Source organism: Fulvivirga sp., from assembly GCF_040220315.1.
GTDB lineage: Bacteria > Bacteroidota > Bacteroidia > Cytophagales > Cyclobacteriaceae > Fulvivirga.
Window position 1 is genome coordinate 1 of the sequence record NZ_JAVJUY010000284.1, and the last position, 23691, is coordinate 23691.

At 36.8% G+C, this 23691-nt stretch carries 22 protein-coding genes; 7 read left to right on the plus strand and 15 right to left on the minus strand.

Annotation, left to right across the window (positions count from 1 at the left end; translation table 11 throughout):
• The 5 genes from RLO81_RS14165 to RLO81_RS14185 all read left to right on the plus strand — a co-directional run.
• Positions 1 to 1525, plus strand: a 1525-nt coding sequence (locus tag RLO81_RS14165) for a hypothetical protein (RefSeq protein ID WP_350112864.1), incomplete at its 5' end; no start/stop codon positions are given.
• A gap of 10 nt (positions 1526 to 1535) precedes the next feature.
• Positions 1536 to 2702 carry a hypothetical protein gene (locus tag RLO81_RS14170; RefSeq protein ID WP_350112868.1) on the plus strand — a complete coding sequence of 389 codons (1167 nt, stop codon included), beginning with the start codon at positions 1536 to 1538 and terminating at the stop codon, positions 2700 to 2702.
• A gap of 416 nt (positions 2703 to 3118) precedes the next feature.
• Positions 3119 to 3523: a hypothetical protein gene (locus RLO81_RS14175; RefSeq protein WP_350112871.1), complete on the plus strand. Its 405-nt coding sequence runs from the start codon at positions 3119 to 3121 to the stop codon at positions 3521 to 3523.
• Positions 3524 to 3539: 16 nt separating this feature from the next.
• Positions 3540 to 4367: a hypothetical protein gene (locus RLO81_RS14180; protein WP_350112874.1), complete on the plus strand. Its 828-nt coding sequence runs from the start codon at positions 3540 to 3542 to the stop codon at positions 4365 to 4367.
• 8 nt (positions 4368 to 4375) lie between these two features.
• Positions 4376 to 5251, plus strand: a complete 876-nt coding sequence (locus RLO81_RS14185; protein WP_350112877.1) for a hypothetical protein — start codon at positions 4376 to 4378, stop codon at positions 5249 to 5251.
• A 171-nt stretch (positions 5252 to 5422) separates the two neighbouring features.
• Here RLO81_RS14185 and RLO81_RS14190 read toward each other — a convergent pair whose 3' ends face one another.
• The 4 genes from RLO81_RS14190 to RLO81_RS14205 are packed head-to-tail and all read right to left on the minus strand — an operon-like array spanning position 5423 to position 11159.
• Positions 5423 to 6082, minus strand: a complete 660-nt coding sequence (locus tag RLO81_RS14190) for an SRPBCC family protein (protein WP_350112880.1) — start codon at positions 6080 to 6082, stop codon at positions 5423 to 5425.
• A gap of 1 nt (position 6083) precedes the next feature.
• A complete protein-coding gene (locus RLO81_RS14195; protein ID WP_350112883.1) occupies positions 6084 to 8036 on the minus strand; it encodes a DUF3857 domain-containing protein in 1953 nt (650 codons plus the stop codon).
• Between the two features lie 10 nt (positions 8037 to 8046).
• Positions 8047 to 9975, minus strand: coding sequence for a DUF3858 domain-containing protein (locus RLO81_RS14200; protein ID WP_350112886.1), 1929 nt, complete (start codon positions 9973 to 9975; stop codon positions 8047 to 8049).
• 5 nt (positions 9976 to 9980) lie between these two features.
• Entirely contained in the window at positions 9981 to 11159 is a 1179-nt protein-coding gene (locus RLO81_RS14205; protein ID WP_350112889.1) for a lipoprotein N-acyltransferase Lnb domain-containing protein, read from the minus strand.
• Positions 11160 to 11223: 64 nt separating this feature from the next.
• Here RLO81_RS14205 and RLO81_RS14210 point away from each other — a divergent pair, with 64 nt between their 5' ends.
• The gene (locus RLO81_RS14210; RefSeq protein ID WP_350112892.1) at positions 11224 to 12249 is read left to right on the plus strand and encodes an SPASM domain-containing protein; all 1026 of its coding nucleotides are present in this window, start codon (positions 11224 to 11226) and stop codon (positions 12247 to 12249) included.
• A gap of 142 nt (positions 12250 to 12391) precedes the next feature.
• Here the strand turns inward: RLO81_RS14210 and RLO81_RS14215 are convergent, their stop codons facing one another.
• Positions 12392 to 12901, minus strand: coding sequence for a hypothetical protein (locus RLO81_RS14215; protein ID WP_350112895.1), 510 nt, complete (start codon positions 12899 to 12901; stop codon positions 12392 to 12394).
• Positions 12901 to 13020 carry a FeoB-associated Cys-rich membrane protein gene (locus RLO81_RS14220; protein ID WP_350112898.1) on the minus strand — a complete coding sequence of 40 codons (120 nt, stop codon included), beginning with the start codon at positions 13018 to 13020 and terminating at the stop codon, positions 12901 to 12903. The genes RLO81_RS14215 and RLO81_RS14220 overlap by 1 nt, the downstream gene beginning before the upstream one ends.
• A gap of 171 nt (positions 13021 to 13191) precedes the next feature.
• On the opposite strand from RLO81_RS14220, the gene RLO81_RS14225 reads away from it, so the two are divergent.
• Positions 13192 to 15585 (plus strand): ABC transporter permease, encoded by a 2394-nt coding sequence (locus RLO81_RS14225; protein WP_350112901.1) that lies wholly within the window; start codon positions 13192 to 13194, stop codon positions 15583 to 15585.
• A 3-nt stretch (positions 15586 to 15588) separates the two neighbouring features.
• Here RLO81_RS14225 and RLO81_RS14230 read toward each other — a convergent pair whose 3' ends face one another.
• The 9 genes from RLO81_RS14230 to RLO81_RS14270 all read right to left on the minus strand — a co-directional run.
• The gene (locus tag RLO81_RS14230; RefSeq protein WP_350112904.1) at positions 15589 to 16380 is read right to left on the minus strand and encodes an inositol monophosphatase family protein; all 792 of its coding nucleotides are present in this window, start codon (positions 16378 to 16380) and stop codon (positions 15589 to 15591) included.
• Positions 16377 to 17135: a hypothetical protein gene (locus tag RLO81_RS14235; protein WP_350112907.1), complete on the minus strand. Its 759-nt coding sequence runs from the start codon at positions 17133 to 17135 to the stop codon at positions 16377 to 16379. Before RLO81_RS14235 ends, RLO81_RS14230 begins: the two co-directional genes overlap by 4 nt.
• Positions 17125 to 17802 (minus strand): 16S rRNA (cytidine(1402)-2'-O)-methyltransferase, encoded by a 678-nt coding sequence (gene rsmI, locus RLO81_RS14240; protein WP_350112910.1) that lies wholly within the window; start codon positions 17800 to 17802, stop codon positions 17125 to 17127. The genes RLO81_RS14235 and rsmI overlap by 11 nt, the downstream gene beginning before the upstream one ends.
• Positions 17799 to 18038 (minus strand): 4a-hydroxytetrahydrobiopterin dehydratase, encoded by a 240-nt coding sequence (locus RLO81_RS14245; protein ID WP_350112913.1) that lies wholly within the window; start codon positions 18036 to 18038, stop codon positions 17799 to 17801. Before RLO81_RS14245 ends, rsmI begins: the two co-directional genes overlap by 4 nt.
• Positions 18039 to 18040: 2 nt before the next feature.
• A complete protein-coding gene (locus RLO81_RS14250; RefSeq protein ID WP_350112916.1) occupies positions 18041 to 18313 on the minus strand; it encodes a DUF493 family protein in 273 nt (90 codons plus the stop codon).
• 64 nt (positions 18314 to 18377) lie between these two features.
• Positions 18378 to 20465: a peptidylprolyl isomerase gene (locus tag RLO81_RS14255; protein ID WP_350112919.1), complete on the minus strand. Its 2088-nt coding sequence runs from the start codon at positions 20463 to 20465 to the stop codon at positions 18378 to 18380.
• 110 nt (positions 20466 to 20575) lie between these two features.
• Positions 20576 to 21847: a hemolysin family protein gene (locus RLO81_RS14260; protein ID WP_350112922.1), complete on the minus strand. Its 1272-nt coding sequence runs from the start codon at positions 21845 to 21847 to the stop codon at positions 20576 to 20578.
• Positions 21848 to 22015: 168 nt separating this feature from the next.
• Complete coding sequence (gene lptC / locus RLO81_RS14265; protein WP_350112925.1) at positions 22016 to 22540, minus strand: LPS export ABC transporter periplasmic protein LptC; 525 nt, start codon at positions 22538 to 22540, stop codon at positions 22016 to 22018.
• 57 nt (positions 22541 to 22597) lie between these two features.
• The coding region (locus RLO81_RS14270; protein ID WP_350112928.1) for a tetratricopeptide repeat protein at positions 22598 to 23691 on the minus strand (1094 nt) is incomplete at its 5' end.

The following is a 23691-nucleotide window of genomic DNA, read 5'->3' on the forward strand; positions in this document are numbered from 1 at the left end:
AGGTTCAGATACTGGTAATCCTATTCCTTCTGACTCAATCAATCAAATATCACCTGACAGTCTGATACTTGTGCAGGAGCGTCTAATAACAGAATTGATAATCTACTTTGATGATGAAATTGATTACTGGTTACTGACTCATGGCAAAGGACCACTGGAAATACAAGAAATTAGAAGGCTGCTGGAATTGCCAGGTTGTTTACCTGAAGATGGAGGGCAATTGGAAATAATTCAAACAGCCCTCAATAGCTTATTAGAAGATATTTCAGGATTTTTATCTAGCTTGTTTGAAACAGATGGTAACCAAGATATACTAGATGAAATATGCCAAGATTTGGATACCACACGGGAATCTTTACTCACGCAATTGAGTGATGAAGACTTAGAGACTTGTGAAGAAATGCTTTGTGAGTATCTGAATGAAGATGAATATGACTTTACCTTAGAACTTTTACAAAGTGAAGATATTCAAGAAAGCGGTTCGACTTTGCTCATATCCGCTGAACCACAAATGCCAGATATCAGAGCAAGGGTAGCTTTGGAAAATAATAATGATGTTGAAGTTGAAATGAGACTCATAATTGAATATTCAAGGACATGCCCAGATGCTCCCTCACGGAGTAGAAATGATATTACATATTTTCCTTCTACAGGTTGGCACAGAGCTAATACGAACGACACATGGGATATTGATTTTGGGCATGATAATAGTGTAGGTATTCAAAGGCCCATGATCAGAGGAGGTAGAGCAAGCTTAATATTTAGATTTGGAGAGATGCAAGGTGATACGGTTGAATTTATGATAAAGGGTGAAAACCCAACAGTAGAGGAAGTAATGGATGCACTTGATGAAGCACCATATAGCAATATCTGGTTTATGAAAAAAATGGCATTGCACGAAAGCGGTACAAGGAATCCAACTAACAATAATTCTAGAGCTCAACAATTCAATTATCAGAATGATTGTTGTGAAAGTTTAGATGAGGATTGGGATGCATGGAGTAGATGCCCTACAAGGGGAGCACCGTGCGGATGGGGGCTAATGCAAATGGACTTACCTGCACCAACAGTACAATCTATGTGGGATTGGAGGGCCAATATTCATCAGGCATATAACTTACTGAATGGAGAGAAAAGACAATCAGTCATAAATCATATGAGAAGGAGTATGAATACGATTAACTCTTGGAATCAACGGAATTCAGATGATCAAGTTCAAGAGCATGATGATCAAGAAGAAGGTGGAATGACTTATACACATTCTTTAAGTAATCAATTCCAAAATACTGGAATTACAAATTTTGATGATCACTTTGGAGATGAACCAGATGGAGATGATAAATCTTTCCTTGACGCTTGTTGGATTAAAACTTATAATGGTTTAGGGACAGCACGCCTTCATTTTTATTATATAACTCAGGAAGGTGCAAATAGACCTGAATGGAATATTAGCAATACGGCAACATACGGTAATAGTGTTAATTATTATGTTGAAGATATTAGTGAGCAAGATACCCCAGATTAATTTAAAAAAGATGAGAACCTCAATAGTCCTAGTTGCATTACTAATTTCAATGACAGTTTATTCCCAACAAAAGAGGGATTTAAAATTTTTGTCAGCCAGCCCTGATATGGTATATGATTATCAAAATTATCTTACCATGTTGTATAAATTGAATGGGGACTCACTACAGATTTTAGATACTTTGAGTTCTGGCAAGAAAATGATGGCTCGTTTTATTGGGAATGCCAAGAGTCAAGGTTCAATTTTTATTTATGAAGAGAGTTATAACAATTTAGATGACAATAATCTCATTTTATTGAATACGAACAATATTACCAGTAAAAGTAAAATGAAATTACCCAAGAGTATAAACCCTTGGCCTAATCTTATTTTAAAGGATGGTGAAATTGTATATTGTTTGATGGAAGATTTGTCCGGATCAGAGATCAATTATTTTGGATATGATAAAGAGTTGAATCTAGTTGAAGTCTACCCAGATGATTTCAAAAAGATATATCTAAATGGAAACCCTGGTGCACCAATAAAAATAGATGAAAAGCTATTAGCATATTCAAATTCAATAGATGGTAAGTTGTATATACCAGTAACAAAAGAGGTAACAAAACGTCCGGTTTTTCCTATCCAACTTTCAGAAGAATACTATCCTAATGAGAAAAAAAGGCTTGCTATCCATATAAATAATGAGGATTGTTTTGTGATTAAGCTTGACAATATTGAAGGTGAAAATAGCACTTTCTTAGTGCTAGATAAAGTAACTAATCAATGGGATAAACTTGTTCTAAAAGGGGATCGCACCAGAGTACAATATTTTAGTAACTGGATTAGTGGGTCTGTTATTAATCACGGTGAAGATAAAGTCAGCCCCGGAAAAGCTGACAGAAGACAGGAACCTAATAGTTTTGGGCCAGGTTTTGACACTATGACTAAAGTTCTGAAATTTTATTATCCAGGATTATTGTTTTTATATCATACTTCAAGTAAAACTTACATCGAATGGTCAACCGACCAGGGAGATAGTGAGGTGTTACTGGTTGATGGTGATTTAGTATACTATCGTGTAAATGATGAAATCTATCAAGCTGCCATCCTGAAAAGTAAGAAGCTTGGCAAAAGCAAACTGCTTTTAAAAGATGATCGAGTGCCAGACATTCATTGGGCGTTTTTTGGTAGTAAGTAATTATGATTATATGGTAGACAATACTCATCTAGGCGTAGAATGCAATGCCTAAGTGTAGATCTTATATACACTATCATATAGCCACATTCAATTGGAATTAAGTTGATATTCAAGCGTAGATTCAAACTACGCTTAGAGTCTGTTCTATTGAGTATATATTTGGTAAATAGTTAGTACATATCAAATAAAAAATCAAGATGGCCTTTGTTATTTCACATTTCAAGTAGATGGTTGGGCAGATGTATTCACAAGGCACTTAAGGAAACTGATTTTCAATAAATCCATTCATATTCCCCACCACTCATGTAATAAAAACACAAAAAAAGAACTTTTAATTTATAAAATATTAAGGTAGTCTTGCATCGTTTTGTTCAATAAGAATGAGACGCTTTAAAACCTATAAACCTTAATTTTTTATGAAAAACAATTTATTGAAATCATTACTATTTTTAGCACTGGCCGTTTTTTTATTTGCGTGTAGCGATGACGATGAAACAGCTGCACCCGATCCATTAGAAGGGACCTGGGTACTTAAATCTTTTGCAAGAGACTGTGAGGGTACAGCTAATGATTCTGAAACTAACTTTACTTGTGATGATCAGGATTGTATAAGGGTAATTTATCTAAATGGTACTGCCACTGTTGTAGGTATCTACGATGGTGTAGAAACAATAGATGACACTTATAGCTACACAATCAATGGTAATACTGTGAATAATGTTGATGGTGATATTGTACAGTGGGAAATTGTTGGAGACGATCTGATAATCACTAATACTTCGGGGGATTGTATCATAACTGTCAGATACTACAAAGTATAAATTATCATTCTTTAAAATGAAGAGATTTTTAAAAACTGCAGTTTTTTCTACGGCCATTCTTTGTACACAACTGGCAATTGCGCAGGAATTTAAATTCAAGAAAGACGTCATTTATTTAGATAAGCAGGAAGTGGCGTTTGTTGAAGGTGAAGCTGGGGCTGATCATACGTCTTTTCGAGTATTATCAACCAATAAAGAGGTGATTTTTGAAGTAACTCAAACGGGCTTTAAATCAGGAAACCCATTCTTTAATGGTATCTACTGGTATGAACTACGTTATGCTGAATCTGAAGAGGTCATCAGATTAGGTTATGTATATAACTGTAATGTAAAATGTGTTTTTAAGCGCAAAATATTCCCTACGGAGGTGCCCTTAGATAAACCGGCAAAAGATCAGATTGAAGTACTCAAAGACCATGATATCAGCGCAAAGATTAATGCAGATTCTCTTAGAGAAATAGCAGAATATAAAGAGATACGGCAGAAACTTGAACTTTCTGGCGTCAAGCGTGATAGGTCAAAACCTGTAGACCTGATGTTTTATAAGAAAGAAGAAGAATCATCTACAGATAAGATTACTTATACCATTTTACAAGATTCGCAGGTAATAGGCCATTTGGTAAAGTACGATTATTCAATTTCTGCTGTCTACGAGTTCTACAAAAAAGTAGTAATGCCTGATGGTAAGGAAGAGTTAGTGCCTTTAGCCAAAAGCAATATGCATTCTACCAATTTAGAATTAACCACTGTGGCCGATGGTAAGCAACATAAGCTTGATTTAAGTCGGAAAAGTTCACCTCACGTTTGGGTTACCCGATATCTTTTTAAAACAAACTATTTATAAAATTAAAAATGAGAAAGTTAATAGTATTATTTACGGTTACACTCGGCATAGCACAGTCTTATGCTCAGGAAGTAAAAACTAAAAAAGATGTTGTATACATCGATAAAGAGGCAGTTGCCAATTACTCTGGATTTGCCAGTGCATTTAAAGGTGTGGAGCTAAACTTCACAACAATGGACAACAAACCACTATTTAGCATAAAGCAAAACTATCGAAGACAGAAGCACCCGGCACTTGATAATAAAACCTGGACTGATTTGATAGTGTCTTCAGATAGTTCCAAAATATCATTTTTGATGGATAGACCAATTTTTAATGATCGCAAAATCATAGAAGATTTAATTGAAAGAACTAGTGTTGCCATTTTTGATGGTGACTTTTCTACACTAGCTTCTATCGATGAAAGTGAAGCCATTATTGCAGATTCAATTAGAACAGTGGAATTTAAAACCAGTGTTTCTAATGCACTAAAAGAAGGGCATAGAAATAGGGAAGACGAGGAGTTGAAATTTAAAATGAAATCAGTATCTCCTGTTATATCTAAAAAGGAAAATAGCACAGAAAGTTTTCAGCTTGTGAATCGCATAGATGTATACCAGGGAGGTGAATTTATTGGATGGATAACCAAGGAGAAGAGATTACATTTACCAGCGGAGAAATATAGATACAGTATTTATAAAAACTTATATAAAGAGTTTACAATTGGTGAAGAAACAACAAGTCAGGTTTTGGCGGCACAAATTGAGTTACCGGCTCCAACTGCTACTATTGTAACTTTTCAAGACTTTAAGGAACACAAATTACGATATGAGGATGAACCTAAAAGTGATAGCAGCGCAGAACAACATCTAATTCGCTGGATGGTGAAAGAAGGCTATTTGTAAAATGTCATGGAATCCTAATTCCAGCATTGAAGAAGCTGACTCAAAAGTTTGGTAAAGCTAATATTATGTCATTCTGAGGAAGGAAGAATCTCATTCAGTTTTTAATTATGTATTTTAAAAAGAGTAAGATCCTTCGTTTTTTCAGGATGACATACCTTTTGAGTCACTTCTTTATTCGGACTTCAAACTAGCCGTTGACCGCCTCATCTCCTTCAACCCCGCCCTCATATTCTTAAACGTACCTTCCAGATTTTCTAAAATTGCCGGTTTGATAATACTATAAGCGAAGTTGAGCTGTACATCAACTACCCCCTCGTAAATAATTTTCGAACGACTTTCATCGATAGGTAGAACATACCATTTAACCTGGTAATGGCTAATTCTGTCATAGTCTTCCACTTTTGCTGCTGCACGATCGATATTCGATTCTACGTAAACAAAATCAGGTTTTTGTGTAACAGTACTATTAACTACCCCATCTTTCTTAATCTCATAGAGGCCAAAGAATATTTTGCGGTTAATATAGAAGTGGTAACTGTAAGCATCCTCACTTAATTTGCTAACTAGATCACATGAATTAATGCCGTCAATCCAATTTTCATAGTCCTTCACCTTTCTCAAGAAAATCTTAACCTGCTCAGAAGAAGCATTCACAACAAACTCAGCTCCGAATTTTTTAAGGCTTCCAGTGGAGTCTTTCGTAAATATTTTAATTTCATCTACTGAATTTTCTAATTCCCACTTGCTGAAATTCGGCTTTTGAGCGGTTACTGTAAGACTAGAAAGTATAAGTAACAGTATACTATTGAAAATCGAACTGCGGGTAATCATCTTATTTCGACATCACTAAAACAATCTTATTCCAATCTGCAGCAGCATTAATTACCGTTCTAAAGGCCTCAAACTTTTCTTTAGGGTAGTAAATTTCTTCATAAGCCTCGTTCACATATATTTTTAACTTTTGGCCTTTTAATTCATAACCCGATTTGAAGTAAAATATGGTTTCACCATCTTCTATCACTTTTTCATCAAAGTTTAAGTCATCTAAATTTTCTACTTTATAGCCTTCAGGAAGAGTTATGGTTATATTTCTTTGGTATTCTCTATTGAAATCATTTTCAACCTCAGTCATACGCTCATTCTCCTGATACATTTCTGTCTGTGGCCCAATCATTTCACCTACTTTTAAAAGTATTATATCACCAGCCAGTTCTATAAAACTTGGTGATTCAAACTCGCTGTCAATCACCAAAGGGTCTTCCCATGTTTCATAATGGAATTCTTTATCCTTTAATTCAAGGGTGGTGATGTTTGCATCAGCAGCTAAAAATTTCACCAGGCTCTTTAACAATTCTTCTTTTCTCGCTTCCTCAATAAGTGGATATACAGCCTTTATAAAAGCTGCCTGGTAGCCATTAAAGCTTCTTTTTAAGTGCACAGTGTTAGCTGTCAGGTCTTCATTGAAAGTGACATTTACATCCATTTTATCCAGATTATCAGCAGCTGGCAGTGCTGGTATTTTCTTAATTTCATATTTCGGAAATGCCATGCCATCTTCAGTAACCTGACTAATAAACAAACCTTCTGTCGCAGTGAAAGGTGCGGGTACCATTCCATACCTGAACTCAGGATTATAGGGTGCGACAAAAGAGTCATCCTCGGGCAGGTAAATCAAATAGTCTTGTAGGTAATTATAGGACTCAAACTCACCATCAAATGGCACCTCGCTTCTATCGCTGGTTAGCACTAAGGAAGGATTGGCTCCAACTAATTTAAAGGCATTTAATGTGAGCTTGGTAAGGCCTAACTTACTGCCAATTCTGTTTTCGAGTATAAATGGTATGCTCGAAGCTTCATAAGGAGCATTTTCATTCAGATAGTACGATGTTTTAATAAAATCTTCAATGGCCGCCACTTTTTCAGGAATGGTTTTTAAACCTTTAAGTTTGACATCACCTAATAATTTTTCTAATGCTTTACTCTCTTCTTTCTCCAATAAAAATGCCCTGCCGTAAAGCAGCTGTGTTGCATCCGACCACTGAAACAATTTTCTTCCGGTAGCTTCATTGTAGCCCAGTTTAAACTCTAACCGCTGCCGACTGCCATCATACGAAGAAAATTCTTCTTCTCGCAAGGCAGGAATATTTTCGCACACCATAGTATATACAGTGGTACTCTCTACCGTATCAATTTTGATTTCCGGGAGTCTGTTATAGCTTTTGAATGAAAATTGTAAGTTACTTGGCGTAAGCAGCACAAATGAGCCTTTAATAATCGGTTCCGAGAATTGATAGAACTCCCGCCCAAAGTAATCGGCATCCAGTTTTTTGGTGTAGTAATATTCAATTTCACTACCTACTTCAGCACCTTCAATGGCAAATATTTTGTAACCCGAGCCGGTTTCTTCATCTTCCAGTTCTTTAATCTCACTTTTATCAAATTCTATAACTGTGCCATCTTTATTGATGGTTCTGGCATGAAGCTCTACAAGCTCAATGGCATTTCGCATGGGTATGTAAATACGGTTGCTTCTCGCTAAGGCATTATCATTGTTGGCACGCATAATTTCGTGCTCTGTTTGGTAGAGAAACAAATTCCTTTCCTCCCCTTCATAGATATACTCATACTGTCTGTGATATTTTAAATAGATTAATGCTTCATCTGAGAATGCATCACCTAAATCATATCTTTCCCTGTCTTCTTCCCATTCGTATTTTAAATATTGAGCCGTAAGGCTGTTGTGTGTTGCCAGTAAGGCAAAAAATATCAAAAGCGTTTTATGCATAAGGTAAGTGTTAAGCTTCGGTTTTTTCCAGAATTAATACGGCCCGATAAGCGTCATTTAATTTTTTAATTGCCTCATTCCACAGATCAAAGCGTTCCGGCATAATTAGTAATTCGTTGATGTAAAAGGTTCTTTTTAAGATCACTTTGTCTTTAATCACTTCATAGGTAATGTCAAAACCAAATACATCGGAGTCAAAGTTAGTATTTTCTGGCACCCGATTGATCTCGTAGCCATCCGGTAGGTTTAATACAGAAATAGAATTGTTGGTAAGCTTGAAATTAAACTCTCGCGGTTGCTCCCGATCTTCATCAATAATTTCATTGGTGATAGCACGATCTAGATTCATGTTAAAATAAATCTTATCGCCTATTTCACGATAATAATCTTCTACTCTGAATTGATAATCTACTTTAATAGGTGTATCCAGATCGTCCAGATTTTTGATTGTATAGTCATCGATAAAAAACTTATTACTTCCTTTCTGTAAAATGTTCACCAGATAGTCGTCTACCTCTTGTTTGCTACTTTTCACCATTCTGTAGCTGTTATATACTTTCGGGTAACCATGTAGTGTGGCTATTCCATCGCCTTTAATGCTACTATTTTCCAATTTGAAGTTGATAGAATCAGTTCGTAGGTTCACCTCTTTGTCTATCACTGGCACTTCTCTTATTTCAAAATTCTCATCATCTAAAGCAATAAGTGCCTCTTTGCCCTGTATCATCGCTGAAGGAAGTTCAAAAGAAGAGTATTGTGAAGTGGCATCCAGAAAGTAGTATTTGTCATCGCTTTTGTAAGTAGCAATCATGTGATTATCCACCATAGGAGACGGATACTCAGAGTATTTATAAGGAATGTCTCTGGTGCCAATCCATGTAAAGTAAGCCTCTACGCCTGCTTCATGTAGCATATTGATAACAATGGTTGCCATGTCTTTACAATCGCCATATCTCTTGCTGCACACATATTCAGCATTGTGTGGTATGAGCCCGCGCATGCCATCTTCAAAGGCAATGTATTTGATGTTGTTCTGCACCCAGTAGAAAATCTTACGCACTTTCTCCAGTTCGCTATCAGAATCAGTTACCAACTCATTTACAATGGCCTTTACATTTTCATGACTTTTTTCTTTAAGGCCATCCACAAAAGTGGAATACCAGGAGTATAGGTCTTTTGGTGAGGAAAGTACATTTTTCTTGGTGCCATTGACTTCATAATATTTTACTAATGAAACCACATGTGTTCCTGAATATCTGATTGGCGGGGCATCATCTTCAAATTTTAGCTTTGGCACATCAAAGGCTTCGAAAGTGTATTTCTTTCTGCCATTTAAATCTTCCTCTTTCTTTTGAACGATTGACTTTTCATCGTTAAGGATGTCAAGTTTTAGTTCCACTCCATCATCAGCTACAATCACATATTTAGAGTGTGCTATAGGTAGGTAACTCTGAAAAAGAAAGCTGGTTAAAAATTTAGGATCAATAATTTTTTGATCATACTTTAAGGAAGTGATTGCACCTTCCTGAACTCCGGGATAAAAGAATTTAATTGATTTGGAGTCGTCATAAAAAACAGATGAGTTTTTATCGTAACTCTCTTTAAAATCAGTGACTTCTAAGATCTTGTATTTTCGCTTCTCAGGCACGAGTGTTTTGGCTTGAATATTCTCTGTTTTAAAGAAGCTGGAGCTGTGTATGGCATCTTTTGCGTATACACTCGATTGGCTACCCAGGTGAAGAATCTCTTTTGTATTGGTAGTCACTACTTTTAAAGAGTCACCAATAATTTTGATATCAACTTCTTCGAATTGCTTTAGAAAGATGGCCTGATCTTCAGGGTATTTGTCTTTATATTTCAGGAATTCGTCCTCGTCATACTTTTGGGCAAAAAGTGAATTGGAAACAATAAATAAAATCAACAAAATGTATGCTCTCATACCTACTAAGCCTTTCCTAACTTTTTATAATTGAACAAAGATCTTACCATAAGTATTAAAACTATTGGGATCAAAGAATAGTGCATTTGCTGAGGTAAAAAATTCCAGGTAATCACTAAAATCACTCCCAGGATAGAATAACCCAGAAAGTAGTGCTTTAACCATTTAGGTGGATTACTTCTGGCTAATAATACGGCAGCAATTAAGTGAAACGGCAGTGCCCAAAGAATGTTCATGTTTTTGGCAGCCGCATTATGATCGGTAGCCACCCACAATACAAATAATAATAAACCGACTAAACCGATAACACCAAATAATATAATATCAATGAACTTAGCATGCTTACTTCTTTTCCAACCTAAGGCGGTTATTAATAAAATAGCCCCAAATAAAATACTGAAAACATTCAATGGATTAAAAAATGATAGTTCAAACGTTTCGGGCTTTGATTCATAGGTAACAATGGTTTCCTTCACTAAAGGCAACCGACCTGAGTCCGATTTTATTGTTGCGTTGTTAAAGCCACTTTCAATATAATCCGGTAAAAACATATACATTTCAGGAGTTGCCTTTTTATCCATTGGCAAACCAAGGCAAATGTCAATTCCCAAATCTCCCCAAGGCTGGTAGGTGAGGTATAAATCTGTTAATTCTCTGATGGTATAATCTGTGTTGATGTAGGAACCATCGAATGTTACTTTTTCTCCGAATGTGGTTTTTATAGCATCTCTTACCCGAGTGGCGCAGTTATCATAAAAATAATCGTAATAATAATATTGATTCTCTGGTTGCGCATTCCACTGCAGGAAATCGAAAAAGACCTGTTTTTGATCTTGATTTAGGTTTAAAACCTGCTCATGAATGTATCGGTTTTGGTAGATATAATAATCCCTAAAGCGGCTATAATCCATCACGGCCAACTTGTAATTCAAATAGCCTCGGGCAAAATTCAAATAGAAGTTGGGTTGATTGAAATCAAAAACTCCATAGTTATAGAGCCAGTCTAAGCCATTTTTAGGGTCATGAACTCGAATGGCACTGTGCCCAAAAGCTGAATACAATTCACCCTGATACGGCCCGCAGGTAAGCACATGGATTTCAGCCTCTTCAGAAAGTTTAAACTGGGCTTGGGCACTTACAGAATACCCGGCAATTAGGATTAACAATAAAATGAAATTCTTCATCAGAAACTTTGAATTGAAGCAGTAATAATAGGCAAATGAATAACGAAATTCTAAATTTAAAGTGATGAAAGGCAAATTTAATGACGGGAGGAATTTCCTTGGCAAATTCTTGAAATGGAGACGGTTGTTCAACGCCTTTCAACTGGTGATGAGCTATTTAGTCTCGCGGGTTATTAGAAGGCCTGTTCATTGGGGAATGCCTTTAAGTATTTCTTTTGAACCTACCACATCTTGCAACCTACGGTGCCCGGAATGCCCAAGTGGTTTACGCTCATTTACTAGACCAACAGGCATGTTACAAAGCGATCTTTTTAAGAAAGTGATCAATGAGCAAAAAAACACGCTTTCATACCTGCTTTTTTACTTTCAAGGAGAACCTTATTTGCATCCTCAGTTTTTGGATTTAGTTCAAGTAGCTTCCACAGCTAAGATTTATACTGCTACATCTACCAATGCGCATTATTTAAATGATGATAAGGCCAAAAAAACAGTGGAGTCTGGTTTAGACCGTTTGATTATTTCAATTGATGGTACCTCGCAGGAAACGTATGAATCGTATAGAGTGGGAGGTAAGTTGGATAAAGTGATTGAGGGGACAAAGAATATTGTGAAGTGGAAAAAGCAACTACAATCAAGCACTCCGCATATTATCTTCCAATTTTTGGTGGTGAAGCCTAACGAACACCAGATTAACGAAGTTTACCAGTTAGCAGATAAATTGGGAGTTGATGAGGTGAAGCTAAAAACAGCTCAAATTTATGAGTATGAAAATGGCTCCGAATTAATACCTACACAGGAAAAATATTCTCGTTACAGAAAGTTGGAAAACGGCACCTATCAAATAAAAAGTAAGCTGCTGGACCACTGCTGGAAGATGTGGCATAGCTGCGTTATTACCTGGGATGGCAAGGTTGTGCCTTGTTGTTTTGACAAAGATGCGCATCATGTATTGGGCGGTGTTGGCGAACAATCACTCTCCACTGTTTGGAAGAGTGATGAATACAATGAGTTTAGGAAGTTGCTTTTGAAATCTAGAAAAGAAATTGATATGTGCAAAAATTGCACGGAAGGGACGGCAGTTTGGGCTTAATCACATTCCACTTTCAATAATATTGTCATGTCGAAAGGATAGAGGCATTTTTACAGACATGCAAATTAATTTGATTTTCTGGTTGGCTAAGATTTCCGCTTTAAACTGCGGAATCACCTGCAAAAAGACGAGAATTTTAATTTCATCTCTTTTTGTAAAGTATGAAAATAACACCTATTAGATAGACTAATGATCCATATTGGATAAAAAGTATTAAGTCATCAGTCACGTTGATGGATCGATCGGATAGTAAGATTTTCTCTTTAACAAGAGGTAGATTTAGACCATTTACATATGCAATTATTACTGAGTCTTGCTTAACATGTTCCAAATGAGACTCAATTGTAGACTTGTTTTTCATAGAGTTCAATCTCCTATGTAAGCTATCAATAGCTTTTTGTTTTTCAATAGCTCTGATCAATATATCAGTAATTAACCTTAGACTGTCCTTTTTTTGGATTGAAAAATCATTCAATGTATCTAGTAGCATGATTTTCAATTTATCATTCTGAGCCAATCTTCGCTCTATATTTAGTCTTTCATTTTCTAAAATGTTAAGGCGGTAATCGGAATAGGTTTTGAATGATAATATCACAACAATGAACAAAAAACTCCAAGAAAGAATAGGAGATTTCACAAAGAAACTTTTCATCAACAATCACAATTCTTAGAGCAACCAACATCATCAGATTTATAGGTTTTATAAACACCACGGCCTACATAAGCAACCGCCCCTAAAAAAAGTAATCCAATGATAATGCCTTCAATCATAGTACAATGTTAAAATAATTTTGTCACTTAAAGTTCCCTCTACGCTGCCCGATATCGAAACTATTTTGATCGATACTGAACATGATAATGGATAAATCGATCAAAAGCAGCTCAATTATGCAGTTGGCACAAGTTTAGTATATTGTATTAGCTAACCTAAAACCAAATCTTATGCTCAGAAGTATTTTCATTACCGCCATCAGAAACATGCTGAGAAACAGGTCCTTCACACTCATTAATTTAATTGGGTTGGCTGTTAGTATGTCGCTAAGCCTCTTTATTATTATCATGGTGAAAGAGCAATATTCTTTCGATGATTTCCATGACGATTCCGATCAAATCTATCGTATTAATACAGAAGCCATCCGAAAAAGTGGCGATACCGAACCGTATGCCACTTCTCCTCTAGCTCTTGCTCAGGTAATAAAGGAAAACAATACGTTTGTTGCAGATTATGTGAGCTTTAATAACAGATTTAATACAGAAGTAATTGATGGGAATTCAGCTCAGCCCATCAGCGGTTTGCTTACTGAACCTTCATTTTTTGAGGTATTTAATTTCGACCTTGTGAAAGGGAATGAAAGGTTGGCGTTGGCAGAACCTAATTCTATTGTTTTAACCGAACAAACAGCTGAACGATTGTTTGGTACTGCAGATCCGATCAATAAGTTGGTTAAATTATCAAACTATGGAGAGTTTAAGGTAACGGCAGTTATTAGGAAACCTTCAAACACGCATATTGAATTTGATGCACTTGGCTCCATATCATCACTTCCTTCAATGGGTTTCCCCGAGATGGAAACTAATTGGTTGGACTATTACTCATCCTATAATTATGTTAAATTAAAAGAAGGTGTAGATCCTGCAGATTTTGAGAATTTATTATCCAAAATTAGTGCTGAGCAGTATGCCAATTTGGATTTAGAGAGCCGTGATACGAATTATCGATTTTATCTTCAGTCGTTAAATGAAATCACGCCCGGCCCATTACTTTCTAATCAGCTAGGCAGGGGTATGCCTCAATTGCTTTTGATAATATTAGGCGCATTTGCAGGCATTATCATGTTTATGGCTTGCTTAAATTATACACAACTTACTATCGCAAAGTCATTATCTAGAGCTCGTGAGATAGGTATCAGGAAAGTAATTGGCGCAAAAAGATGGCAGGTATTCAGTCAGTTTATAGGTGAGGCAATCGTCTTTTCTCTTACCTCATTAGCCTTATCATACCTTATTTTTCAATTACTTAAACCGGCATTTATGGCATTGCATATTCCTGATGAGTTTGCCATTGCCTTACAAGAAGATTTTCTGGTTTATGGGCTCTTCGTTGCGTTTGCCGTAGTAATTGGTGTGGGGGCAGGGTTGCTTCCAGCATTATTTTTATCTGCATTTAATCCGGCAACTGTTCTAAAAACTGGTCAGAACCTTGGATTAGGTACTAAACTGACATTCCGAAAAATATTAATGGTTATACAGTTAACAGTATCATTGGTTTTAGTAGTAGTTATTCTGATGTTGAATAAACAGGCTGTATTTATGAATACTGCAGACTATGGGCTTGCAATGGATGGTGTGGTGAATGTTGATTTAAGGAGTGTAGATTTTCAGAAATTTAAGACCGAAGTTGAAAGAATTGGCAGCGTGCAATCCGTTGGAGGAGTGAGCCATAATTTGGGCACCTGGGAAGATCGTTCTAGTGATTACAAAATTGAAAAACAAGGTGAGGTTATCACCGTACGAGATTTCTTGGTGGATACTAAATACCTTGAAAATATTGGTGTTAAAATAAAGTATGGTCGAAATTTTACGCAAGAAGATGTAGGCGACAGTGAAAGATTTGCCATTATTAATGAAAAAGCGCTGGAGGCATTTCAACTGGATGACCCAAGAGAAGCATTAAATCAAAGTATTTATGTGAATGATAGTGTTGCGTTAAGAATAATTGGTATCACAGAGAATTTTAACTTCAGGCCTCTTACGAATTCTATTGGCCCATTAGTGTTACGCCTAAGGCCCGACCAACTAAGTATTGCAAGCATAAAAGTGAGTGGTAATATTGAAGAGACAATGGCCGAGGTAGCTAGTATTTGGCAAAAGCATGATGACATTCATCCAATGGAGTGGAATTTAATGAGCAATGATATTAAAAATGCTTATGAGGAAGCTGGATTAAACGATATTGTGAAAATAGTGTGGTATATATCGTTTCTTGCAGTATGCATTGCCTTTATGGGGTTACTTGGAATGGTCTTATACAATGTGCAGCGTAGGTTAAAGGAAATTGGTATTAGAAAGATTTTTGGAGCTTCTCCCACTCAGATTGTTGGAATTTTAAACAGGTCGTTTGCCAAACTATTTATTATCTCAATTTTGATTGGAGCACCACTAGGCTACCAACTTGGTTCATTATTTATGCAGACGTATGCTTATCGTTCAGAAATGGGAGCTCCTATTATAATAATGGCAGTGCTTTCCATTGTTGTTATTGGAGTTCTAACAATAAGCGCTAATACCTTAAAAGCTGCGAATACAAACCCAATTAAGTGGCTCAGACAGGAATAGATTTTACCAGTGTTTTTGAATGACTTCGAGCATCTCCTCATTTACTGATGAGGTAGATGCCACAATCTCACGACCGAATACAAAATCGTTACCACCTTTAAAATCGGTGACTTTACCACCTGCTTGTTGCACAATAAATGCACCTGCAGCAACATCCCAGGCATTGAGATTATATTCAAAAAAACCTTCGTACCGGCCGCACGCTACATACGCAAGGTCAACAGCCGCGCTACCCATCCTGCGCAGTCCGTGGGTTTTCTGCATGAAGTCATTAAGAATTTTTAAGTAAGCCTGCATTTGGTCAAAATCGTAATAAGGAAACCCCGTAGCAAGCAGACTTTCAGAAAGCGAATTAACCTTTGAAACGTGAATCTCCTGATCATTACAATAAGCCGGACCATCTTTTAACGCATAGAAAAACTCATCTCGGTTTATTTCATATACCACTCCCAACACCAGCTCGTCATTTCTCATGAGAGCTACACTAATGGAATAAACCGGAAGCCCGTGTGTAAAATTGGTGGTACCATCTAGCGGATCAATGATCCAGTTATATTCTTCTTTTCTTTCAGTTTTAGTACCCTCTTCTGTAATGAACCCGGCTTCAGGCAGGGCTTCAGTACATGAACTCACAAGCATTTTCTCGGCTTCTTTATCTACATAGGAAACCAGATCATTAAATCCTTTTTTCTCGATATCGTCTTTCGAAAAACGATAGGCTTCTTCTCTTATAAATTGACCAGTTTCTAGGATACCGGCTTTTATATGATCTAAAACTTGTTCGAGAAGTATCATTTGGTGGTTTTGAGTTTTACTAAACTGTAAATAAGAACCAATACTGATAGCCACGCACTAGTTCTTGCAAGCCATTCTCCCCGCTGTGCATAAATGGAGTCTATTGTATCTACAGAATATCCACTATAAAGTTGTATCATATCGGTAAAACCAACGGAAGGCTTGGCCGACATAAACAATGAAATAAATGCTGGAATAAGAATAATCAGCAGGGCGATTAGAACAGATGGGCTAAATCTAATGAGTGATTTAGTGTCAGGTGTATATAAGCTTTTACTAATGATGATATTACTAATTACTACCCAGGCAGTTATGCCCATTAACCCTGTAGCATCTGTCCATTGTGTGAAATCACCAGCCAAAGATTGGAATGAAAAAAATAGTGCCCAACTAGGATTCAGTTTTAGAACGATATAATGTGCAGAAAGCCAAAATGCTACGACTATCACTGACCTCATGGCGCCTCTAAGCACTTTTCTGGTAATGAGGTTTAAGTAGAGAGTAATTCCCAAGACTAAAGGATAGAGTATGATTCCCAAATTCCATGCATCCTGAACAAAACCCAAAATAGAATTGCCAATAAGCAAAACTATGGTGAGTGATACAATCCATTCAGAACTTTCATTTTTCTTTAAATAAATAAGAAAAAGTGGCACCATGCAGATTAAAAACAGCAGCGGCAATCCAGCAAACTGTCCTGCCAAAAGTATAACCAGTGATAATAGGGGATAAAGGAACCTCAATTTATTTTCCATGTACTACTATAACAATTTCACCCTTCACTGTTCCTTTTTCGTAATGTTTTTTAAGCTCTTCTAACGTTCCGTTAATTGTCTCTTCGTAGATTTTCGTCAGCTCTCGGGAAACGGAGGCCTGCCTTTCAGCGCCAAATTCTTCAGCCAATTGACCAAGGGTTTTAACCAATCGGTGTGGTGATTCATACAAGATGATTGTTCTTTCTTCCTCTTTGAGTTTATCAATTCTGGTTTTACGACCTTTTTTATGAGGTAAGAAACCCTCAAAAACAAACTTATCAGAAGGCAAACCGGATTTTACTAGAGCAGGAACGAAGGCTGTAGCACCTGGCAGGCATTCTATTTTTATATCATTGGCCAAACACTCTCTAACCAATAAAAATCCTGGGTCTGAGATGGATGGTGTGCCGGCATCAGAAATAAGCGCCATGGTTTTGCCTTCCTCAAATTCAGCCAATAGTTTTTCTACGGCTTTGTGTTCATTAAAAATATGATAGCTTTTTAACGGCTGGGATATTTCAAAATGCTTCAGTAGTTTACCGGAGGTTCTGGTATCTTCTGCAAGAATAACATCAACCGACTTTAACACATTTAATGCCCTAAGTGTAATGTCCTCAAGGTTGCCGATAGGCGTTGGCACTAAATAGAGTTGCGTGCTTTCTTTCACTTATCGCCAGCTATTTTGTCAATTGCTTCGGCCAGTTTATGATCCTTTTCAGTAACTACATCACCGGCATCGTGGGTGTTTAGCTCAAAATTTACCGTGTTGTAAACATTGCTCCAGTTGGGATGGTGATTCATCTTTTCAGCAACAATGGCTACCTGACTCATGAAGCCAAAAGCTTCAACAAAATCTTTAAATTTAAATGTCTTAACTAGTTTATTATTTTCTTCTTTCCACATATCTATAACGCTATTACTCCTTCTACTTTATTTGCTTCTAAATAATATTCTACTATAGTGTCGCTCGATGAGGCCATAACTTTTGATGTTATGCTGATGTAATTCCCTTTGCTTGACTGTTTCTCTGTCACATCATGTTTAATAAAGATTTTCTTAATCTCATCCTTCTTATCTATTGGCACGATAAACTTAAACGTGTACAATGAAGGCCAATCATATTCATTCTCTAATTTCTCTTTAAATGACTGTATGGCCTGTTGATCTTGTGCTTTCATACTTCCTTAAAATAAGAAAAGCGGGACAAAATCCCGCTTTTTACTCTTATGATTTTCTTAGTTCTTAATAAAATTTGTAACGCTCATCCTGAATGTCAGCGTATTCTTTAATCGCTTCAGTAATACCGTAGCTTACCTGACCATTAATTCTTTGCTGTACCTGATCTCTGTAAGTTGCATAATCAGCAATTTCAGGTGCAATGGTTTTATTCTCCATTTTGAACACGATAACCCCGTTTTCTCCTTCAATTGGCGCACCTGTTTCTCCAGATTCTAGTGCAAATGCTGCACCAACAGCTTTAGGATCAAAACCTACGCTTGGAAGAGAAGTAGCACTTAATTGTAACGCACTGCTACTGTACACATTCGCATCATCTCCATAAGCTGCAGCTTTTTCATCGAGCGTTCCTGAAAGGCCACTCAATTTATCTTTAATCACTATTGCTTTAGCTTCTTTTCTGATGATAACACCGATTTCATTCTTCACCATCTCAAATGGTTTAGTGCCCTCTTCTACTTCATCAGTCATAACGGCCACTACGTATGCCTCATCTAACTCATATACTTCAGAAATATCTCCTTTAGAAGCATCAGAAAATACCCACTGCACAATTTGTCTTGCATCGCCCAATGTTCCTACTCTTCTGTCATTTGCTTTTAAATTATTGGCAGGCAACACCTGAAGTGAATCCTGGGCAGCTTGCGCCTCAAATGATTCTAAATCATCAACGCTTGAAGCAAAAAGGTCTGCTTGAGTAAATGCCTCATTGATGGTTTCATCTCCGGGAAGCACCTCTCTTGCCACAGTGGCAACTTTAAAGGCAGTATTTGTTTTTAATTCCGTTACCTCTATGATGTGATAGCCAAATTGCGTTTTTACCAATTTGTTGATCAATCCTTTTTCAGAGGCATTGAAAACAGCTTCTTCAAATTCAGCTACCATTTTACCAGTACCGAACCAGCCTAAGTCACCACCTCTTGAAGCAGTACCATCTGTACCGTGCTCTTTCGCCATTTCAGCAAAATCAGCACCGTTTTTAATGTCATTCAATATATCTTGTGCCTTATATTTTGCTTCATCATCTTCACCTTTTATTAATATGTGACTGGCTTTGGCATAACCTACAGTGTCTTCATAAATATCGGTAAGCTTATACAGTTTAAATCCTTCTGCATCTAAGTAAGGCCCTCGAACATCGCCTTTTGAAAGGTTGCTGATGTTTGCTTTTAACTGAACAGGTAAGTTACCAGGGTTGTAGTTTCCGAAAGAAGTAAGGTCATCGGAATTTAGACTAGCAAATACGGAATCGCTTTCAGCTTTTTTGAAGTCATCTATCAATTGGAGTAATTCTTCCTTAACCAAGGCAGTATCTGCTGCCGAAGGGATGATATCAAAAGCAACATATTTTAATGATCTTGAAGCTTCTACTTTATATCTTTCTTTGTTCTTATTGTAGTAGGCTTTCATTTTATCATCGTCAAGCGAGATAAGAGAATCACTTACAGTATAGTAAGGGATGTATAAGTACTTTACTTCAGCTACATTGTTTTGACCCTGATACTCTCTCTGAGCTTCAGCAGAAGTAACGTAGTTGGTCTTAGTTAATAGATTTTCATATTTAACTCTTACACGTCCCTGAATTAATTCATTTTTGAAGACTTCCCATCTCATTCTTGCATTAGCATCTAAGGAAGGGAGTTGCTGCAAGTATGTCATAAACTGGCTTCTGTCATACTCTCCTGTTTCAGGATTTGTGAATGCTTGTTTTAAGCTAGGGTTGATATTTTTACCCTGAAGCATATCCCATATTTCATCATCAGTAACCTGAACGCCCACCTCGTCATACTGCTTATCGAAAGCATATTTGTTGATCAATAAATCCCATGCTTGTTGTCGCAGCGTAGGCCTTTCGCGATCAGTTGGCTGACGATTGAAGTTTAAAATATAGCTACTCTCACGTTCCTGTACTGTAGCCTGGAATTCTTTCAAAGATATTGTTTCGCCTGCTATCTCACCCACATCATTGCCACCTCCCATTAAGGAAGAGTTTGGTCCCAGAAGGTCTGCAAGTACGAAAGACATAATTGCGATTGCTACTGCTGCAACTATGAATTTCCCCATCTTATTTCTCAGCGTATTTATTACTGCCATTTTGTTTAATTAATTACTTTCTAAAGTCTAAAAGAGGCGCAAATTTAATGAGTATATTACTAAAATCAAACAAAGTATTTTAGAGGATAAAAACTTTGTTTTTAGCTTATTTAACGGCTTTTGTCCACTAGCAACTTAACCGTATCAATTCTGATGTCGTTTGTGGTTTGAATAATAAAGGTATAATCCTCGCTTTTCACCACATCGCCTGCTTTGGGTAAATCTTCGGTTAACGATAAAATTAGCCCGCCAAGTGTCTCGTAGTCTCCAATAGGCAAATCCCAATTGTATTTATCATTCAAATAATCGATTTCATGGCGCGCACTAAACAGATAAGTATTTGGATCTAATTCCTGTTCCACCCAATCTTCATCGTCATGTTCATCTTGTATTTCGCCAAAAATTTCCTCAATAATATCTTCAATACTAACAATACCGGAAGTGCCACCGAATTCGTCAACCACAAGTGCAAGGCTTTTACGTTCTGAGATAAATTGGATCATTAATTCATTAGCAAGCATTGTCTCCGGAACGATAATGATGGGTGTTAGCATTTCATCGATGCTTTTTGGTTTTTTAAAAAGCTCCAGTGAATGACAATATCCAATGACATCATCAATAGACTCTCGGTACACCAGTATTTTTGAATGGCCACTATCAATAAACGCTTTTTTTAATTCTTCAATGGAGTCTTCAATATCTACAGCCACTATCTCTGTTCGTGGAAGCATACATTCCCTGATTCGTATGGATTTAAATTCCAATGCGTTATTGAATATTTTGGTGTCTACCTCTACATTGGTTTCTTCATCCGCCATTAAGGTATTTCTTATGTAGTTGTTCAGGTCAGTTAATCTAAAAGCTGGTTTATCTTCTTCATATTTTTGTCTAAGTACTTTGGTGATTACAAATTTCGATAGCGAAACCACCAGTACCACAACCGGATACATTAGTCTGTAGATTATATCCATTGGAATGGCGAAGATGGATAGCATCCAATTTGGATTAAGCAGGAAGATGCTTTTAGGTAGAAATTCTGCCGTAAACAGTACAATAATCGTTGAAAGTACCGTCTGCGAAAACAAAATAATCGCCTCATTAAGAAAAATATCAGGTAATGAAGATCGAATGATTGGATCTAACAACTTGGCCATGTAAATACCATAGAGAACCAGAGCCAGCGTGTTGCCTACCAGCGTAGTGCTTATAAACCGTGAAGCATTCTGTATGAATTTTGAAACTATCCTACCAGCTATTAAGCCTTTCTTGTTTTGAAGTTCTATATGTAGTCTGTCGGCAGAAACAAAAGCTATTTCTATTCCAGAGAAAAACGCTGAGAAGAGCAATGTGGCAATAATTGGAAGTAGAATGCTTGGATCCATTATTTATCAGACGACTTGTCTTTTGACTTGATAAGTTGATATAAAAATAAAAGACTTATGGTTAACATGAAAATCCAATACGAATAGGAAAATCCTAAAGTAATGGTTTGGTGGATCGCAATGATAAATAATGCCACCACAGCCGAAAAAAGAAGTGTGGGGCCTAATTTATTCATCGAGATAAAATTCGCCCTCAGGTTGTTTGATGGTATATTCTGATAAATCTTGCTTGGCATCTAACCCCGTACCGTATAATACTTGGTCGGGCAAAGTTATTTTCACGAACTTTTCTGTATACATTCTTTCTTCTGAGGGCTTCCAGAAAAGTTCTTCGGTATTTAGCTGTTCTTTGGTTTCAACATTTTTAATCACTACATCACCTCTTCCTCGCCAATGATCTTCTTCTTTGAAGTATTTGGCCTCATTAGCCTTTAAAGTTGTTTTTAGCTTACCTTCTTCATCATAAAACTCCATATAAACACCTTTCGGAAATTCACGATCACCGCTGGCATATTGTTGCAATAACGGAGTAACGAGCTTAACCTTCGTAGTTGCTGATTCACTTCTATAAAGAACCATATCGGCCATTTCTTCAGTCGGCCCCTCGTATGGCTTTACGGTCTCCAGCTCTTTGTCTGTGTTTCCACAACCGATAAGAAAAATGAAAAGAATTATTTTGAAAGGTAACTTCATATACTAAAAAGAGGCCAATGAATTCTCAATGGCCTCTTAATTTAATCAATTTATTAATTAGTCTCTGGTTCTGATAGTAGTTGTCTCACCAATCCAACAACCTACAGTTATCGCATCACCAGAAGTGTAGTTATAAGTAAATACTTCTTCTTTTGAAGGGAACTGCCCTTTGGCTTGCTCCATCATTTTAGTGTTACCTGCTTTCTCAAACATATCGTATGCGGCTAAGAAAACTGCTCTGTCTTTTACGATGTCTGATTTTCCGGCACAATCATCGAAACTCTGGAAGTAAAGAATTCCAATGGCGCTATATGCATCTCTTTTTGTTGGGTCAGCTGCCAATGCTTTTCTGTACATTTCCCTGGCCGAAGAACCAGATCTCATCGTACCTAATTGAACATACATGTCAGCCTTATTGCTTGGGTCATCAGTTAACTCAATGGCCTGATTAAAGAATTTCTCAGCTTCAGCATTGTTCGTACCTTTTAATTTTAAGGCAATATTTTTGGCTAGGCCGAATTCCGGCTCTTTCTCCTGTATTTTCTTGCCAGCTTCTAACCATAATGGATCATCCGTACATTTTCCGTTAAGCATAAAGCCAAATATTTTCTTGGCAAGCTTGAGATCATTAGGGTTCTCTTTAAACCTTGGCCCTAAATTAGTTCTTACAAAGTCGCAATCAATGTTAACAACACTCACGAGCATTCCATCTACCTTGCCTTTGTAATCTTCCCACTTTTCTTTTCTGGTACCATTCGCAATGTTATAGTTGATAACTTCTGAAAGTTTATCATATCTCTCCAAAATTTCAGCTTCAGAAAGGTTCTTCACATATTTTGCATTGTTAACAATGGCACTCATATAAGGGAGCACAACATAGTAATCCAAATTATTTCCATTTAACTCTAGAGCTTTGTCGAAAAGTTCAAGCACTTTAGGAAGTTCAGTTACTTTTCTGGCATTTTGCTTATAGTTTTCATAAGCTTTTCTGATGATTACATCTTTTTCTTCACCACAGTATTGCACTCGCATGTCGTACATCAACATTAAAGAGTCGAAGTACACTTCTTGCTTTGCCTCATCTTTTGTGCTTTCCATTAGGCCTTTATAGATTTTCTCACCATGTATATAAATGGCAGTATTTAAATCGG

What these genes read in the sequence shown, in the direction of transcription:
- RLO81_RS14170 (WP_350112868.1), top strand. Translation starts at nt 1,536, where the DNA reads ATGAGAACCTCAATAGTCCTAGTTGCATTACTAATTTCAATGACAGTT.
- RLO81_RS14175 (WP_350112871.1), top strand. Translation starts at nt 3,119, where the DNA reads ATGAAAAACAATTTATTGAAATCATTACTATTTTTAGCACTGGCCGTT.
- RLO81_RS14180 (WP_350112874.1), top strand. Translation starts at nt 3,540, where the DNA reads ATGAAGAGATTTTTAAAAACTGCAGTTTTTTCTACGGCCATTCTTTGT.
- RLO81_RS14185 (WP_350112877.1), top strand. Translation starts at nt 4,376, where the DNA reads ATGAGAAAGTTAATAGTATTATTTACGGTTACACTCGGCATAGCACAG.
- RLO81_RS14190 (WP_350112880.1), bottom strand. Translation starts at nt 6,082, where the DNA reads ATGATTACCCGCAGTTCGATTTTCAATAGTATACTGTTACTTATACTT.
- RLO81_RS14195 (WP_350112883.1), bottom strand. Translation starts at nt 8,036, where the DNA reads ATGCATAAAACGCTTTTGATATTTTTTGCCTTACTGGCAACACACAAC.
- RLO81_RS14200 (WP_350112886.1), bottom strand. Translation starts at nt 9,975, where the DNA reads ATGAGAGCATACATTTTGTTGATTTTATTTATTGTTTCCAATTCACTT.
- RLO81_RS14205 (WP_350112889.1), bottom strand. Translation starts at nt 11,159, where the DNA reads ATGAAGAATTTCATTTTATTGTTAATCCTAATTGCCGGGTATTCTGTA.
- RLO81_RS14210 (WP_350112892.1), top strand. Translation starts at nt 11,224, where the DNA reads ATGAAAGGCAAATTTAATGACGGGAGGAATTTCCTTGGCAAATTCTTG.
- RLO81_RS14215 (WP_350112895.1), bottom strand. Translation starts at nt 12,901, where the DNA reads ATGAAAAGTTTCTTTGTGAAATCTCCTATTCTTTCTTGGAGTTTTTTG.
- RLO81_RS14220 (WP_350112898.1), bottom strand. Translation starts at nt 13,020, where the DNA reads ATGATTGAAGGCATTATCATTGGATTACTTTTTTTAGGGGCGGTTGCT.
- RLO81_RS14225 (WP_350112901.1), top strand. Translation starts at nt 13,192, where the DNA reads ATGCTCAGAAGTATTTTCATTACCGCCATCAGAAACATGCTGAGAAAC.
- RLO81_RS14230 (WP_350112904.1), bottom strand. Translation starts at nt 16,380, where the DNA reads ATGATACTTCTCGAACAAGTTTTAGATCATATAAAAGCCGGTATCCTA.
- RLO81_RS14235 (WP_350112907.1), bottom strand. Translation starts at nt 17,135, where the DNA reads ATGGAAAATAAATTGAGGTTCCTTTATCCCCTATTATCACTGGTTATA.
- RLO81_RS14245 (WP_350112913.1), bottom strand. Translation starts at nt 18,038, where the DNA reads ATGTGGAAAGAAGAAAATAATAAACTAGTTAAGACATTTAAATTTAAA.
- RLO81_RS14250 (WP_350112916.1), bottom strand. Translation starts at nt 18,313, where the DNA reads ATGAAAGCACAAGATCAACAGGCCATACAGTCATTTAAAGAGAAATTA.
- RLO81_RS14255 (WP_350112919.1), bottom strand. Translation starts at nt 20,465, where the DNA reads ATGGCAGTAATAAATACGCTGAGAAATAAGATGGGGAAATTCATAGTT.
- RLO81_RS14260 (WP_350112922.1), bottom strand. Translation starts at nt 21,847, where the DNA reads ATGGATCCAAGCATTCTACTTCCAATTATTGCCACATTGCTCTTCTCA.
- lptC (WP_350112925.1), bottom strand. Translation starts at nt 22,540, where the DNA reads ATGAAGTTACCTTTCAAAATAATTCTTTTCATTTTTCTTATCGGTTGT.